Genomic DNA, 13,602 nt, shown 5'->3' on the forward strand with positions numbered 1-13,602 from the left:
GCGGGCTCCCCGGCGTACGGACCGGGGGGCGGGGCGGACCAGGGTGCGGGTCGGGGGTGCGGGCAGGGGCGCGGTTACTCGTCCCCGGCCAGCTTCAGCGTGCGCAGTTTCCTGCCGGCGAACCAGGTGGCGGCGACGGTGACGATCACCAGCAGCACCATCGAGGTGGTCAGGCCGACGTCGGAGCTGATCTGCCCGCCGTGACCCACCTTCTGGGCGACGGCGAGCGACCACTGCTGGACGCTCAGGGTGCGGGCGCCGGGCACGTAGTTGCCGATCACCGCCTCCCAGAGCAGCGCGTAGACCAGTCCCGCCACCACCGCGTGCCGGGTGATCACCCCGAGCATCAGGAAGATCGCGGCATAGGCGACGGACGCGACCGCCGCGGCGACCCCGAAGGCGACCGCGAGGTTCTGGCTGTTGCCGCCGAGGACGAAGCCGGCCAGCAGGGTGGGCACGGCGGAGAAGACGACGGTCACCCCGATGGCGACGATCAGCTTGGTGGCGATGATCGTGCTGCGCCTGACCGGCTTGGCCAGCAGATACACGATCGCGCCGTCGTCGATCTCCGGCCCGATCGCGCCGGTGCCGGCGATGACGCCGACCAGCGGCACCATCGTGCCCAGCGCGAAGCCCTGCATCACGTCGGCGGTCGTGCCGTCGTCCGCGCCGGCCAGGGCGCGGATGGCGGCGACGATCACCAGCAGCAGCGCCGGCAGTGCGAAGAGCAGCAGGGCACGGCGGCGGCCCAGCAGGGCCCGGTAGGTCAGGCGGGCGACGGTCGGGTGGTAGAAGGCGGGTCCCGCGGACTTCACAAGCGGCGGGCGGGTGCCCAAAGGTGCCTGGACGGTCGGGGCGCCGGCGGTGTTGGCGGACATCTGTGTCGGCTCCTTATGCCGTGACCAGGTAAGAGAAGACGCTCTCCAGGGACTCGTCTGACGGCGAGACCGTGTAGAGCCGGATGCCGTGGTCACGGGCGATCCGGGGCAGGAACTCGGTGAAGCCGGCGAAGTCGACGGCCTGGACGCGCAGCGCCTTCTCCGCCCGGTCCACCTCGATGCCGGCCGTGGACATGTGCCCGATCAGGGCGGAGGCGAGCAGCCGGTCGTCGCTGGACCGTACGAGGTACCGGTGCGGACGGTCGGTCATCAGCCGGCGGATCTTGCGGAAGTCGCCGGACGCGGCGTGCCGGCCGGCCACCACCACCTCGATGTGGTGGGCGAGCTGCTCGACCTCCTCCAGGATGTGCGAGGAGAACAGAACGGTCCGGCCGCTCGCGCCCATCTGCCGCAGCAGCTCCATCAGCTGCAGCCGCTGCCGGGGGTCCATGCCGTTGAACGGCTCGTCGAGCAGCAGCACCGAGGGGTCGTGGACCAGCGCGGACGCCATCTTGGCGCGCTGCCGCATGCCCTTGCTGTACGTCTCGATCCGCCGGTGCTGGGCGTACTCCATCTCCACGGTGGCCAGCGCCCGCTGGGCGGCGGCGCCTGGGTCCTGCAGGCCGTGCAGCTCGGCGTTGGCGACGACGAACTCGTACGCGGTCAGGAAGTCGTACATCGACTCCCGTTCCGGCACGATGCCGATCTCGCGGTACGCCTGCTCGTTGCGCCAGACGGGGACGCCGTCCAGGGTGACCGCGCCGGTGGAGGGGGCGAGGAAGCCCGCCATCATGTTGATCAGGGTGGACTTGCCGGCGCCGTTCGGGCCCAGCAGGCCGGTCACGCCGGGACTGATCGTCATGGTGATGTCGTTGACCGCCACCACGTTGCCGAACCAGCGCGAGACCTTGTCGATGCCGATCGTCGTCACGACAGGCCCACCTTCCGGTAGCGGCGCATCAGCAGGCCGAAGGAGCCCGCCACGATGCCGGCGATGACCAGCAGATACACGATCCCGGCGAACGCGTCCGGCGGTCCGGAGGCGTGCGGGAAGGCGGAGGTCGCGCCGAGGAACCAGCTGGAGAAGCCGTCGATCAGGGTGATCGGCGCGAAGAGGCCGAGCCAGCCGATCACGTCGTACTTCTCCTGGGTGTCGGCGACGCCCTGGACGGCGGAGACCGCGCCATAGGTGATGACGAAGACCGCGATGATCGCGGCGACACCGAAGCCGCGGCGCGGGGTGATCGCGGCGATCACCAGGCCGATGCCGGCGAAGAGCACGGAGAGCAGCAGGACGGACAACAGACCCTTCGCAAACCCGGCGGTCTGGGTGCCGAAGCTCAGCTTCGCCAGCAGCGCGCCGACGTAAAGGATGACCAGGGGGAGTGCGGTCAGCAGGAAGAGCGCGGTGGAGAGCGCCGCGTACTTGGCGGCCACGTAGTCGACGCGCTCGATCGGCCGGGAGAAGTACAGCGGCGTGATCTTGAAGCGCAGGTCGCGGGAGGCGGACTGCGGGGCCTGGGAGGCGACGAAGAGCGTGATGACGGCCTGCAGCACGATCGCGTAGCGGGTGTAGTCGACCGGCAGCTTGTTCATGTCGGTGAAGACCACCACGGCCACCATGATCAGCGCCGGCGCGCAGATCGCGCCGAGCAGCAGCATCGGCAGCACCTTGGACTTGGCGCTGCGGCCGAGGCCGTAGGCGCCGCGCAGGCTCTGCACGTACAGCGAGCGGCGGGCGTAGCTGCGGCCGAGGCGCGGGCCGTCGTACTTGCGGTAGCCGATGTTGTGGATGACGTCGGCGGGGGTGGTGGTGCCGGCGGCACCGGGGACGGCGGGGGGTGGCGTGGTGGTCACGTCAGGCTGCGTCACGGTCTGCTCCTTCCTGGGTCGCGGTGGGGGTGGGGGGCGGGGCGTGCGGGTCGGTCGGGCGGTGCGGGTCGGTCGGGTCGGTCGGGGCGTACGGGCCATCGGGGTCGGGCGGCATGTGCGGGTCGTCGGTGAAGAGTTCGGCGATGCGGTGGCGGCGCTGCTCCATCCGCACCAGGCCGACGCCGAGCTGGGCGACCGCGTCCCGTACCAGGTCGTACGTCTCGTCGTCCGCGATGTCGACCAGCAGCAGGTGGCCGGCCCGCTGGGCGGTCAGGCCGCCGGCGGTCAGCAGCGCCAGCAGCTCCTGCTCCCGGTCGGTGACCTCGACCGCGAGGGAGGCGGTGGCCTGGGTGAAGTCGCTGGTGGTGGAGGCGCGCAGCAGCTTGCCGCCGTCGATGACGACGATCTGGTCACTGGTGCGTTCCAGCTCGCCGAGCAGGTGGGAGGTGACCAGCACCGAGATGCCGAAGTCGCTGTGGACCCGCCGGATCAGGCCGAGCATCTCGTCGCGGCCGGCCGGGTCGAGGCCATTGGTGGGCTCGTCGAGCAGCACCAGCTTGGGGTCGTGGACCAGCGCCTGGGCGAGCTTGACACGCTGCTTCATGCCGGTGGAGTAGCCGCCCATCGGGCGGTAGCGCTCTTCGTAGAGGCCGACATGGCGCAGGGTGTCGGCGGTGCGTTCCCGGGCGGCGGTCGGGGGCAGCCCCGACATCCGGGCCATGTGCACGACGAACTCGGTGGCCGAGACGTCGGGCGGCAGGCAGTCGTGCTCGGGCATGTAGCCGACCAGGCCGCGGATCTCGGCGCCGGACGTCGCCACGTCGAGCCCCAGCACGGCCGCGCGACCCTCGGTCGCCGGGGACAGCCCCAGCAGGATCTTGATCAGGGTCGATTTGCCGGCCCCGTTGGCACCCACCAGGCCGGTGACGCCCGGGGTGATGTCGACGGTCAGCCGGTCGAGTGCGGTCACCCTTGGGTACCGCTTGCTCAGGCTCTCGGTAGCGATCACTGTCACGGGTCCGACCGTAGTGGTCTGCGCCACATGATCGCGTCCCCCGGGAGTCGCGGATCCGGCTCGTCCTCGCGGCGGACGGTCCCGTAGGGGGCCGGAGGTTTTCCACAGGGTGGGGGTGGGGGTCTTGAATCTCTCAGTCGCCGCTGTCACATTGGTTGATGTCAGTGTTGGTGGGCGCGGGCGGTGTGCCGGTCGGGTGGGACACGGAACGGGGTGGCGGTGTGGACGGTGGCGGTGGCGCGGTTGGTGACGGCGGTGCGGTCGGTGGGTCCGGCACGGACGGCGGGGACTTCGGCGGGGGCGGCGACGCCCGGCCGGTGCGGGAGCGGTTCGTCACGGGGGCGGACGGGGTGCGGCTGTGCGTGGCGGAGTACGGCGCCGGGGCCGCTGCGGACGGCCGGCCGACGGTGCTGCTCCTGCACGGTTACCCGGACAGCAAGGAAGTCTGGTCGCAGGTGGCCGGGCTGCTCGCCGACTGCTTCCACGTCGTGCTCTACGACGTACGCGGGCACGGCCGCTCCGGGGTGCCCGATCCGCTACGCGGTGGCTTCACCTTGGAGAAGCTGACCGAGGACTTCCTGGCGGTGGCCGAGGCGGTGAGCCCGGACCGGCCGGTGCATCTGGTGGGGCACGACTGGGGTTCGGTGCAGGGCTGGGAGTTCGCCACCGTCCCCGCCAGCGAGGGCCGGCTCGCCTCCTTCACCTCGATCTCCGGCCCGTCCCTTGACCACTTGGGCCACTGGATCCGCCGCCGGGTCCGGCGCCCCACCCCCCGCCGGGCGGCGCAGGTGCTCGGGCAGGGCGCCAAGTCCTGGTACGTGTACGCGCTGCACACCCCGGCCCTGCCCGAACTCGCCTGGCGCGGACCGCTCGGCAGGCGGTGGCCCACGATGCTGGCCCGTGCCGAGAGGGTCTCCTCCGCCGACGGCTATCCGACGGCGTCGCTGCCCGAGGACGCGGCACACGGCGCCTGGCTCTACCGGGACAACGTCCGGCGGCGGATCGGCAGCCCGCGCCCGGACGCGTTCGCCCGGGTGCCGGTGCAGCTCATCACGCCGACCGGCGACGCCTTCCTCTCCGCGCGGCTCTACGACGACCTCGGCCGGTGGGTGCCGGACCTGATCCGCCGTACCCTCCCGGCCAAGCACTGGGTGCCGCGCTCCCGGCCCGCGCAACTGGCCCGCTGGGTGGCGGGCTTCGTGACGGCGGTGGAACACGGCGGGGACCCGGCGGCTCGGGGGGAGGGCGCGGCCGGGGAGCACGGCGTGGGTGGGGCGGCGGTTCATGGGGGCGGTCCGGCCGCAGGGCAGAGCGGGGACCGGGCGGTGGAGCACGGCGGTGACCCAGCGGTGGCGCACGGCAGGGGTGGGGCGCCGCTCCAAGGGGACGGTCCGGCCACGGGGCACGGCGGTGACCCGGCGGCGGACTCGAAGCAGGCGGCGGCGAAATCCGTACTGGGCAAGGGGCTGGCCGGCGCGCGTGAACGGTTCGCCGGGCAGCTCGTACTGGTCACCGGGGCAGCCAGCGGTATCGGCCGGGCCACCGCGCTGGCCTTCGCTGAGGCGGGCGCCCGGGTCGTGGCCGTGGACCGGGACGCGGCAGGCGCCGCGCGCACTGCGGAAGCAGCTCGGCTGGCCGGCTCCCCCGAGGCGTGGCCGGAGACCGTGGACGTCTCCGACGCCGAGGCGATGGAGAAGCTCGCCGGACGGACCGCCGCCGCGCACGGCGTGCCGGACGTGGTGGTGAACAACGCGGGCATCGGCCTGGCCGGCCCCTTCCTGGACACCACCCCGGAGGACTGGAAGCAGGTCCTCGACGTCAATCTCTGGGGGGTGATCCATGCTGCCGGCTCTTCGGCAGGCAGATGGTGGACCGGGGCCAGGGCGGACACATCGTCAACACCGCGTCCGCCGCCGCCTTCCAGCCGTCGCGCTCGCTGCCCGCGTACAGCACCTCCAAGGCGGCGGTGCTGATGCTCAGCGAATGCCTGCGTGCCGAACTCGCCCCGCACGGCATCGGGGTGAGCGCGATCTGCCCCGGCCTGGTCAACACCGCCATCACCGGCAGCGCCCGGCACGCCGGGGTCGACGAGGCCGAGCAGGAACGCCGCCGCGCCGCATCGGCCAGGATCTACCGGCTGCGCAACTACCCACCGGAGAAGGTCGCCCGGGCAGTGCTGCGAGCGGTGCAGCGGGACCTGGCGGTCGTCCCTGTCACCCCCGAGGCGCGGGGCGCACGGCTGCTGTCCCGGCTGTCCCCCGGCGCGCTGAGGGTGCTCGCCCGTGTCGACCCGCCGCTGTGAACGAACGATCTCCAGTGATCCTCGGCAATTCCCTTCCGATCGGCAATCCCCTTCCGACACGACCACCGGGCAAAGGAGGCCACCTCATGAGCCACGCCATCAGACCGCGCCGGGTCACCTTCGACTGGAAGCGGACCCCGCTGCACTGGATTCCGGACGAGCCGACCGCGACGCACGTCATCAACGTGCTGCACCTGCTGCTGCCCGCGGGGGAGCGCTGGTTCGTCAAGGTCTTCAAGGAGGCGCTGCCGCTGGTCACCGACGAGCAGTTGCTCAAGGACGTCAGGGGGTTCATGGGCCAGGAGGCCACGCACAGCGTCCAGCACGCGTACGTGCTGGAGCATCTGGCCGAGCAGAATCTCGACACCACCGCGTACACGCGGCACGTGGAGTGGATGTTCGACGTGCTGCTCGGCGAGCGGCCACCGCGGGTCGTGCCGGTCCCGCGCCGCGAATGGCTGCGCTTCCGGCTGTCGCTGATCGCGGCGATCGAGCACTTCACCGCGGTGCTCGGCGACTGGATCCTGGACGCGGAGGCGCTGGACCGGGCCGGGAGCGACGAGGTGATGCTTGACCTGCTGCGCTGGCACGGCGCGGAAGAGGTCGAGCACCGGGCGGTCGCCTTCGACATGTACCAGCACGTCGGCGGCAAGGGCGCGGTCCGCTACCTGCGCCGGGCCGAGGGCATGGTGATGGCCTGGCCGACGCTGGTCTACCTGTGGATCGTCGGGGCCCGCTTTCTGCTGCGGCACGACCCCCAACTGGCCGGGGGACGTTACCGCCTCCGCGACCACCGGGCCGCCGCCCGCCGCGGGCTGCTCCCGTCCTGGGCCTCGCTCAACGCGGCGATGCCGCGCTATCTGCGGCGGTCGTACCATCCGTCCCAGGAGGGTTCGCTGCGCAAGGCCGTGGACTACCTGGCGATATCCCCGGCGGCGCGGGCCGTCGCGGCGAAGACGACCGGTGATCTGGCCGCTTCCTGAGCGTTTTTCCCGCGGGACCGACGGGGTCGGGCCCGGCGGGTTCCGATGAGTTGGCGCAGGGCGACCGAGGAGAGAAGGCGTGAGCACCGCCGCCGAGCAGCGCGCGTACCGGATCGAGGACCTGTCCCGGCTGAGCGGGACCACGGTCCGCAACATCCGCGCGTACACCGACCGCGGCCTGCTCCCCAAGCCGGGGCGCAGCGGCCGGGCCAACGTGTACGACGACACGCACCTGGCCCGGCTGCGGCAGATCACCGACCTGCTGGAACGCGGCTACACCCTGGCCAGCATCAAGGAGTTGCTGACCGCCTGGGACACCGGTGCGGGTCTGGGCGGCGTGCTGGGTCTGGTCGACGAGGTGGACCGGCCCTGGTCCGACGAGCAGCCGGCCCGGATCGGCCTGGCCGGGCTGGCGGAGGCGTTCGGCGGCGGCGCGGATCCGACCGCGGTGGAGGAGGCGTTGCGGCTCGGCGTGCTGGAGCGGGTGCCGGGCGGCGACGAGGAGTTCCTGGTACCGAGCCCCCGGGAGCTGGCGGTCGCCGTCGAACTGCACGCCGCGGGGGTGCCGCTGGCCGCGATCACCGGTCATCTCCGGGAGCTGCGGGTGCAGGTGGAGCACATCTCCGAGCGGTTCCTGGAGTTCACCACGGAGTACGTCTTCCAGCGGTTCCTCCAGCACCCGCCGACCGACGCCGAGGCCACCGAGGCAGCCGGCCTGATCCGCCGGCTCCGCCCCCTCGCCCAGCAGACCGTCGACGCGGAACTCGCCCGGGCGATGCGGACGCGGGCGACCGAGCACATCCGCCGCGCCCTGGGGGACGCGGCGCCCCCACCGGTCGAGCCGGGACCGGTGCCGCCACCGCTCGGGCCGGACGAACCCCCACGTGCGGCGCCCCACGCCTCTACCGCAGACGGCGACCGGCAGGCACCGGCGTCAGGCGCCTCCGGCGAACCCGCACGTGGGACGACCCACGACCTCGCTGACGCCGACCTGCCCGTCCCTGTGCCACCGTTGCCGGCTGGAGCCGGCGAACCTCCGCGCGAGGCGGTCCACGCCCCCGCCGCGGGTGACGTGTCTGCCCCGGGCCCCGGCGAGCTGCCCGTCCCGGTGCCGGTGCCACTGCCGGCGGCCACGGTCGCCGCCGTCCGCGCGCTGGTCGGGCCCGAGCGGGTCCCGGAGTTCGTGGCGGCGGCCGCCGATCGTGAGGTGGCCGCGCGGCGGATGGACGCTCTCGCCGAGGGCGACTGAGGCCGGGCTCAGCCGCCCAGCCGCGCCGGCGCCTCCGTGGCGATCCGCTCGAAGACCGCCTGGTCGTAACCGAAGTCGGAATCCGGGATCGGCCAGTGCACGACGATCTCGTCGATCCCGGCCTCGGCGTGGCGCCCCGCGAAGTCGACGAAGGCCTCCACCGAACCGAAGGGCTCCTTGCGTTCCGGTGTGAAGCCGGTCAGCAGGATCTTCGACACCGCGCCTGGCTCACGCCCCTCCGCCTCCAGCGCCGCCGACACCCGCTCCACCTGCCCGCGGATCGCCGCCACCGACTCCTGCGGGGTCCCGTCCTCGTACAACGCCGGGTCCCCCGTGGTCACCCACGCCTGCCCGTAGCGAGCCGCCAGCCGCATCCCCCGCGGCCCGGTCCCCGCCACCGCGAACGGCACGCGGGGCGTCTGGACGCACCCGGGGATGTTCCGCGCCTCGAACGCCGAGTAGTGCTCGCCCTTCGCGGTCACATCCGGCTCCCGCAGCAGCCGGTCAAGCAACCCCACGAACTCCGCGAACCGGTCCGCCCGTTCCCGCGGCGACCACTCCTCACCTCCGAGCACCACCGCGTCGAACCCGGTCCCGCCGGACCCGATCCCCAGCGTGATCCGCCCGCCGCTGACATCGTCGAGCGTCATCAGCTCCTTGGCGAGCACCACCGGGTGCCGGAAGTTCGGCGAGCCCAATCCATGTTCATACAATCTGTCCATGCGGCGACATGAGGCACAGGAGACGACAGTAACCCCAGGTGAACCGGCGGCTCTGTACTGCCGGATATCCCAGGCGGACGACGACGACCAGACCGGCGTCGACCGCCAGGAGCGCATCTGCCGGGAGATCGCCGAGCGTCGTGGGCTGGTCATCGATCCCAGCCACGTCTTCGTGGACAACAGCCGCTCAGCCTGGCGCCGCAACCGGAAGCGGCCGGGCTGGGACCAGCTCCTCGCAAGCGCCCACCGCCGGGAGTTTCGGCACATCATCGCCTACCACCCCGACCGCCTGATGCGGCAGCCGCGAGACCTCGAAGAACTGCTCCAGGTCTCGGACGACCACCAGATCCTGCTCCACGGGGAGGCGAACCGGCGGAACCTCTCCGACCCCGACGACCGCTTCATCCTGCGCATCGAGGTCGCCCACGCCTGCCGCTCCTCGGACGACACCTCCCGCCGCCTAAAGTCGGCTCTGAAGGAGCGGGCCGAGACGGGCCTCCCGCACTCCGGCAAGCGCCGCCTCGGGTACGAGGCGGACGGCATGACCATCCGCGAGGACGAGGCCGAGATCGTCCGTGAGGTCTTCGACCGTTACCTGAAGGGTCAGAGCCCGAGCGCCATCGCACTCCTCCTCCACAAGCGCGGCGTCAAGACCGTCTACGGCAAGGAGTGGTCCCAGGGCACCGTCCGTGCTCTCCTCGACTCGCGGCACGTCGCCGGCATCCGCATGCACCAGGGCGAAGAGGTCGGTCCGGGCAAGTGGCCGGCGATCATCGAGCCGGGAATCTGGCAGGAGACCCGCGCCCGGCGCGAATACCGGTCTGCGATCCATCAGACAAACCTGGAGCTGCGCCGCTTCTACCTGCTGCGTGGCGTGGTGATGTGCGGACGATGCGGCACGCTCATGTCGGGCACCAAGGTGGGCGCCGTGCCGACGTATCTGTGCACGCGCAAGAGCCGGAACGGCGACAAGAAGTGCGTCCGGCGCATCGCAGCGGTGAAGCTGGAAGGCTTCGTCACGGATGCTGCCGTTGACCTTCTGCGCCGGCTCACCGTCAACGGGCAACTCACCTCCACTTCGCTGCCCGATGCCGCCTCGCGATCCGTGGAAGCCGATCAGCAGCAGCTCGATGAGCTGAATCAAATGTGGACTGCAAAAGAGATCACGACGGCGGAATATCGCGGGATGCGCAAGGAGATCACCGACCGCATCGCCAAGGCGCAGCGACGCCTGGTGGTCCGGCCGATGAAGCTGTTGGAGGGGCTCACCGGTCCCGGGGCGGCGAAGGCGTGGGAAGCCGAGGACATGACGGATGAACGGCGCAACGCGGTGATGCGCTTCCTCTTCGCCGGGATCGTCATCGACGCATCGACCAAGCCCAGCGGTGTCTTCGACTGGGACCGGATCAGCATCGAGCAGAACCAGCTATAGGGCGACCTGCGGCTTCTATCATGGTTTTCCGGCCTGACCCAGCTCCGGATCGCGTGGGACTGTCGGCTCCGGCGAGGGAGCCCGGGGACCGGTTCTTCTGCTGACGAGTCCTGTCCGGTGGCGAGCGAGGAGGCGTGAGGTCGATGGGAGAGACGGTGGACTCATGGAGAAGGCCGACCCGGAATGCGGTGTGCCGGTCCGCCGTATAGCCCGGAAAGTACCGTCAGGCAAAACGCGTTTTCTGCGGATCATTGTTGTCATCCGCCGCACGGAGTTCGCCAGATCTCCGGCAGACGGCCGCCCGGCCCAGTGGTGTTGGAGCACCACCCGCCGGAGCGCATGACGACCGCCCGCCCGCTCGACCCCCACGGCACACGGCCTGCCAGCTCGTGCCGTACCGAGGACACGCCCATGCCCGAACCCCAACTGCGGCCTGCCGCGACCCAGCCTGCTGCTCCCAGCCGCCGTCCGTCTACGGACGACGCCCGGGAGGCTGCGCTGCAACGCGTCTGCGCTGGCTTCGTCACGACGATCAGTCCGCGCAGCGCCGCCCGGCTCGCGGACCTGCTCTCCCGCTCGGCCTACGTCCAGGCCGCCTGAACGGACCCGGACGAGGGAGAGGCCCCTGGCGTTGGAGCGCCAAGGGCCGTAAGGACTCCCGGACGACCGCCCTAAACGATCTACCCCGGCGCCGCTGGCCTGCCAGCCGGTACGGCGCCGAGTAAGGAAGCCTTATGTGCCAGCGTATGTCTCGACTGTCGCGAGCCGCGCCTCCGCAGCCCGCCTACGCCCGGCAACGGCCGCCTGCACCGCCGGTCAGCCAGCGCGCCGAACGTGTGGCCAGCGGAGCCTCGGTGAACCGCTGCCCCGGCAGTGCTGACTGGCCTGAACGGACATCGGCGGCAAGTACCTCCTACCGCCTGATGCGTGATCATTTTCTTTCGCGCACCGGGCGATTGGGCCTGCTTTGCGTGATACGTTCTGTCACCGACGAACTTAATAGGGTGACCCCGGCAGCGCGCCAACGCTCCGGGGTCCGGCACAAGGAGAAGCAACTCCTCATGCAGATTCATCGTAGCCGCCATGCGCGCGGCTTCACGGTCCTGCCCAACACGCTGCTGCAAGACCGGCGACTGTCCTACACCGCCCGCGGCCTGCTGGCCGACCTCCTTTCCCGCCCCGACGGCTGGCGCGAGGACGGCCGCCACATGGCCGACACTAGCCCGCAGGGCCGCCTCGCCGTGGCTAAGGCACTGCGGGAGCTGACCGCCGCCGGTTATTACCGGGTCGAGCGGGTTCGGCGCGGCGACGGCACCTTCGTCAGCGAGGCCCACGTCTACGACACCCCGCAGCTCCGTCCGGGTCCCACCCGTCCGGGATCCGGCGAAGCGGCAGCCGATGACCGTGGCGCCCACCCCGCAAAGGACCGTGGGAAAGAACCCACCCTCCCCGCCCAGCGGTCACGCCCCGCAGACGCCGGGTCGGCCGTAGGGGAGGCCGGGCGGGGGAAGCCGCCCATGATCCAGCCCGACGGGATCGGTACGACAGGTCCGGCCGACGCCGCTGTTGGCGAGGCGGTCTTCACGCTGTTCCGGGTGCTGCGGCCCGAGCCGCGTCTGCGGCTCGGCACGGTCGAGGCCGTGGCCTTGGCGCCGCTGGTCACCCCGTGGCTGGAGCGCGGATACGGCCAGCGCGACCTGGCCGAGGCACTCCTCGGCGGCCTGCCCGCCCGCGTCCACAGCGCCCCGGCGATCCTGCGCGACCGCCTCACCCGCAAGCTCCCTCCGGCACCGGAACCAACGACCCCGGCCAAGCCCCGATGGTCCGAGTGCGGCACCTGCGCCCGCCCGATCCCGCACGAAGGCATCTGCCGACCCTGCGCGGGCTTGGCCAACGACCCCAACGAAACAGGGGCACGCGCGAGTGTCGCTGCCCGCGGCAGGGCCAAAGTCCGCGCCGCCCTTCAGGCCGACGCGGCTGGGCTCCTTCCCTCCAGAGCCTGATCTCCACCAGCCCACCGTCCAACGTCGCCGCTCGCAGCGGTCAACGAGCCGCCGTGTATCCACGTCCACACCCCGCTCGGCACCGGTAACAACCAACCGCCCGGCGATCACCTGCGGCGACACCCCCAGGTACACCCTCGCCGCCCCGCCTTCCTCCGGCATGCCCCGGGGCACCCCGCCATCAGCCCGTCCCTGACTGGAGCCTTCATGCCCACCACCGCAACACCGTCCCCTGCCCAGCAGGTCCCGGCAGCCGAGCCCGCTTCCGGCGGCCGTTCGTCCTGGTGGGATCCGCTCGCGCTGATCATGCTCGGCTTGGCCGGCGGCGCGCTGTCGTACGACTCTCTGCGGCAGATGGCCGTCGCGGTCCATGTCCGTCCGCACCTGGCCTACCTGTTCCCGCTGGTCGTCGATGGGTTCATCGCGTACGGCGTCCGCGCCCTCCTTGTCCTGCGCGACGCGCCCTGGCCCGCCCGTGCCTACGCCTGGGCCCTGTTCGGCACCGCCACGGCGGCCAGCCTGTGGGCGAACGCTGTGCACGCCGTCCGCCTCAACCAGCCCGGCGTCCACACCCTGACCCTCGGTGATCACACCGTGGCCGTCCTGTCGGCGATAGCACCGCTGGCCCTGGCCGGAGCCACTCACATGCACATCCTCATAGGCCGCCAGAGCAGCAGCCGTCGCGCCGCCGCCGGAACTCCCACCATGATTCCGGCGGCCCCGGCCACGATTCCGGCCGAGGGGCGGGTAACGCCTCCGCAGGCCGAGCCAGTGGGACAGCCGCCCGTTTGGTCCACCTCGGCGGCCGAAGCGGAAGACGGGCCGGCCCTCGAGGTAGAGGACCTCACCGCCCAGGGCGACGCAACCCCTTCAGCGGACGACGAAAGCCCTGTTCACAAGGTGAACGGCAGTTCCGGTGAACCGTCGCGAATCGGTCGTGGTGGACGCAAGGCGGAGGCGTCGATCGAGCAGCTCGCCGACATCATCAGCCGGGCCTTTCCGGATTCCGGCCAGGTCACCCGAGCCATGGCCCGCCAGGCCATCGAAGCCCGAGGGATTTCGGCGGGAAACGAGCGCGTAGCCGAAGCCCTCAAGCTCCTCCAGCCCACCGACGAAGCCCGTCCCCACCCCAGCACCGACTGAACC

General features: G+C 71.5%; 11 protein-coding genes and 1 pseudogene. 7 read left to right on the plus strand and 5 right to left on the minus strand.

Features of this window, described 5'->3' with window-relative positions:
* Nucleotides 1-74 precede the first annotated feature (74 nt).
* The 4 genes from OG552_RS17590 to OG552_RS17605 are packed head-to-tail and all read right to left on the minus strand — an operon-like array spanning nt 75 to nt 3,759.
* Complete coding sequence (locus OG552_RS17590) at nt 75-878, minus strand: ABC transporter permease subunit (RefSeq protein WP_329134007.1); 804 nt, start codon at nt 876-878, stop codon at nt 75-77.
* 13 nt (nt 879-891) lie between these two features.
* Entirely contained in the window at nt 892-1,809 is a 918-nt protein-coding gene (locus tag OG552_RS17595; protein ID WP_329134008.1) for an ABC transporter ATP-binding protein, read from the minus strand.
* On the minus strand, nt 1,806-2,750 hold the full coding sequence (locus tag OG552_RS17600; protein ID WP_443070954.1) for an ABC-2 transporter permease: 945 nt from the start codon (nt 2,748-2,750) through the stop codon (nt 1,806-1,808). Before OG552_RS17600 ends, OG552_RS17595 begins: the two co-directional genes overlap by 4 nt.
* Nucleotides 2,737-3,759, minus strand: a complete 1,023-nt coding sequence (locus tag OG552_RS17605) for an ABC transporter ATP-binding protein (RefSeq protein ID WP_329140897.1) — start codon at nt 3,757-3,759, stop codon at nt 2,737-2,739. Before OG552_RS17605 ends, OG552_RS17600 begins: the two co-directional genes overlap by 14 nt.
* Nucleotides 3,760-4,082: 323 nt before the next feature.
* On the opposite strand from OG552_RS17605, the pseudogene OG552_RS17610 reads away from it, so the two are divergent.
* The 3 genes and pseudogenes from OG552_RS17610 to OG552_RS17620 all read left to right on the plus strand — a co-directional run bounded on the left by OG552_RS17610 (nt 4,083) and on the right by OG552_RS17620 (nt 8,299).
* Nucleotides 4,083-6,067, plus strand: a pseudogene (locus OG552_RS17610) (SDR family oxidoreductase).
* A gap of 86 nt (nt 6,068-6,153) precedes the next feature.
* A complete protein-coding gene (locus OG552_RS17615; RefSeq protein ID WP_329134010.1) occupies nt 6,154-7,050 on the plus strand; it encodes a metal-dependent hydrolase in 897 nt (298 codons plus the stop codon).
* A gap of 79 nt (nt 7,051-7,129) precedes the next feature.
* The gene (locus tag OG552_RS17620; RefSeq protein ID WP_329134012.1) at nt 7,130-8,299 is read left to right on the plus strand and encodes a MerR family transcriptional regulator; all 1,170 of its coding nucleotides are present in this window, start codon (nt 7,130-7,132) and stop codon (nt 8,297-8,299) included.
* 8 nt (nt 8,300-8,307) lie between these two features.
* Here OG552_RS17620 and OG552_RS17625 read toward each other — a convergent pair whose 3' ends face one another.
* The gene (locus OG552_RS17625) at nt 8,308-9,138 is read right to left on the minus strand and encodes an LLM class flavin-dependent oxidoreductase (RefSeq protein WP_443070955.1); all 831 of its coding nucleotides are present in this window, start codon (nt 9,136-9,138) and stop codon (nt 8,308-8,310) included.
* Here OG552_RS17625 and OG552_RS17630 point away from each other — a divergent pair.
* The 4 genes from OG552_RS17630 (at nt 9,020) to OG552_RS17645 (ending at nt 13,599) form a co-directional block, all read left to right on the plus strand.
* On the plus strand, nt 9,020-10,453 hold the full coding sequence (locus OG552_RS17630) for a recombinase family protein (protein WP_443070956.1): 1,434 nt from the start codon (nt 9,020-9,022) through the stop codon (nt 10,451-10,453). The two genes, OG552_RS17625 and OG552_RS17630, sit on opposite strands and share 119 nt — an antisense overlap.
* A 411-nt stretch (nt 10,454-10,864) precedes the next feature.
* The gene (locus tag OG552_RS17635) at nt 10,865-11,053 is read left to right on the plus strand and encodes a hypothetical protein (RefSeq protein ID WP_329134017.1); all 189 of its coding nucleotides are present in this window, start codon (nt 10,865-10,867) and stop codon (nt 11,051-11,053) included.
* 461 nt (nt 11,054-11,514) lie between these two features.
* The gene (locus OG552_RS17640; RefSeq protein ID WP_329134019.1) at nt 11,515-12,456 is read left to right on the plus strand and encodes a hypothetical protein; all 942 of its coding nucleotides are present in this window, start codon (nt 11,515-11,517) and stop codon (nt 12,454-12,456) included.
* Nucleotides 12,457-12,663: 207 nt separating this feature from the next.
* On the plus strand, nt 12,664-13,599 hold the full coding sequence (locus tag OG552_RS17645) for a DUF2637 domain-containing protein (protein ID WP_443070957.1): 936 nt from the start codon (nt 12,664-12,666) through the stop codon (nt 13,597-13,599).
* The last annotated feature ends 3 nt before the right edge of the window (nt 13,600-13,602 follow it).

The organism is Streptomyces sp. NBC_01476, from assembly GCF_036227265.1.
Taxonomy (GTDB): Bacteria; Actinomycetota; Actinomycetes; order Streptomycetales; family Streptomycetaceae; genus Actinacidiphila.

Excerpts from the sequence above, each read along its gene's own strand:
- OG552_RS17590 (WP_329134007.1), bottom strand. The coding sequence starts at position 878 with ATGTCCGCCAACACCGCCGGCGCCCCGACCGTCCAGGCACCTTTGGGC.
- OG552_RS17615 (WP_329134010.1), top strand. The coding sequence starts at position 6,154 with ATGAGCCACGCCATCAGACCGCGCCGGGTCACCTTCGACTGGAAGCGG.
- OG552_RS17630 (WP_443070956.1), top strand. The coding sequence starts at position 9,020 with ATGCGGCGACATGAGGCACAGGAGACGACAGTAACCCCAGGTGAACCG.
- OG552_RS17625 (WP_443070955.1), bottom strand. The coding sequence starts at position 9,138 with ATGCGCTCCTGGCGGTCGACGCCGGTCTGGTCGTCGTCGTCCGCCTGG.
- OG552_RS17635 (WP_329134017.1), top strand. The coding sequence starts at position 10,865 with ATGCCCGAACCCCAACTGCGGCCTGCCGCGACCCAGCCTGCTGCTCCC.
- OG552_RS17640 (WP_329134019.1), top strand. The coding sequence starts at position 11,515 with ATGCAGATTCATCGTAGCCGCCATGCGCGCGGCTTCACGGTCCTGCCC.
- OG552_RS17645 (WP_443070957.1), top strand. The coding sequence starts at position 12,664 with ATGCCCACCACCGCAACACCGTCCCCTGCCCAGCAGGTCCCGGCAGCC.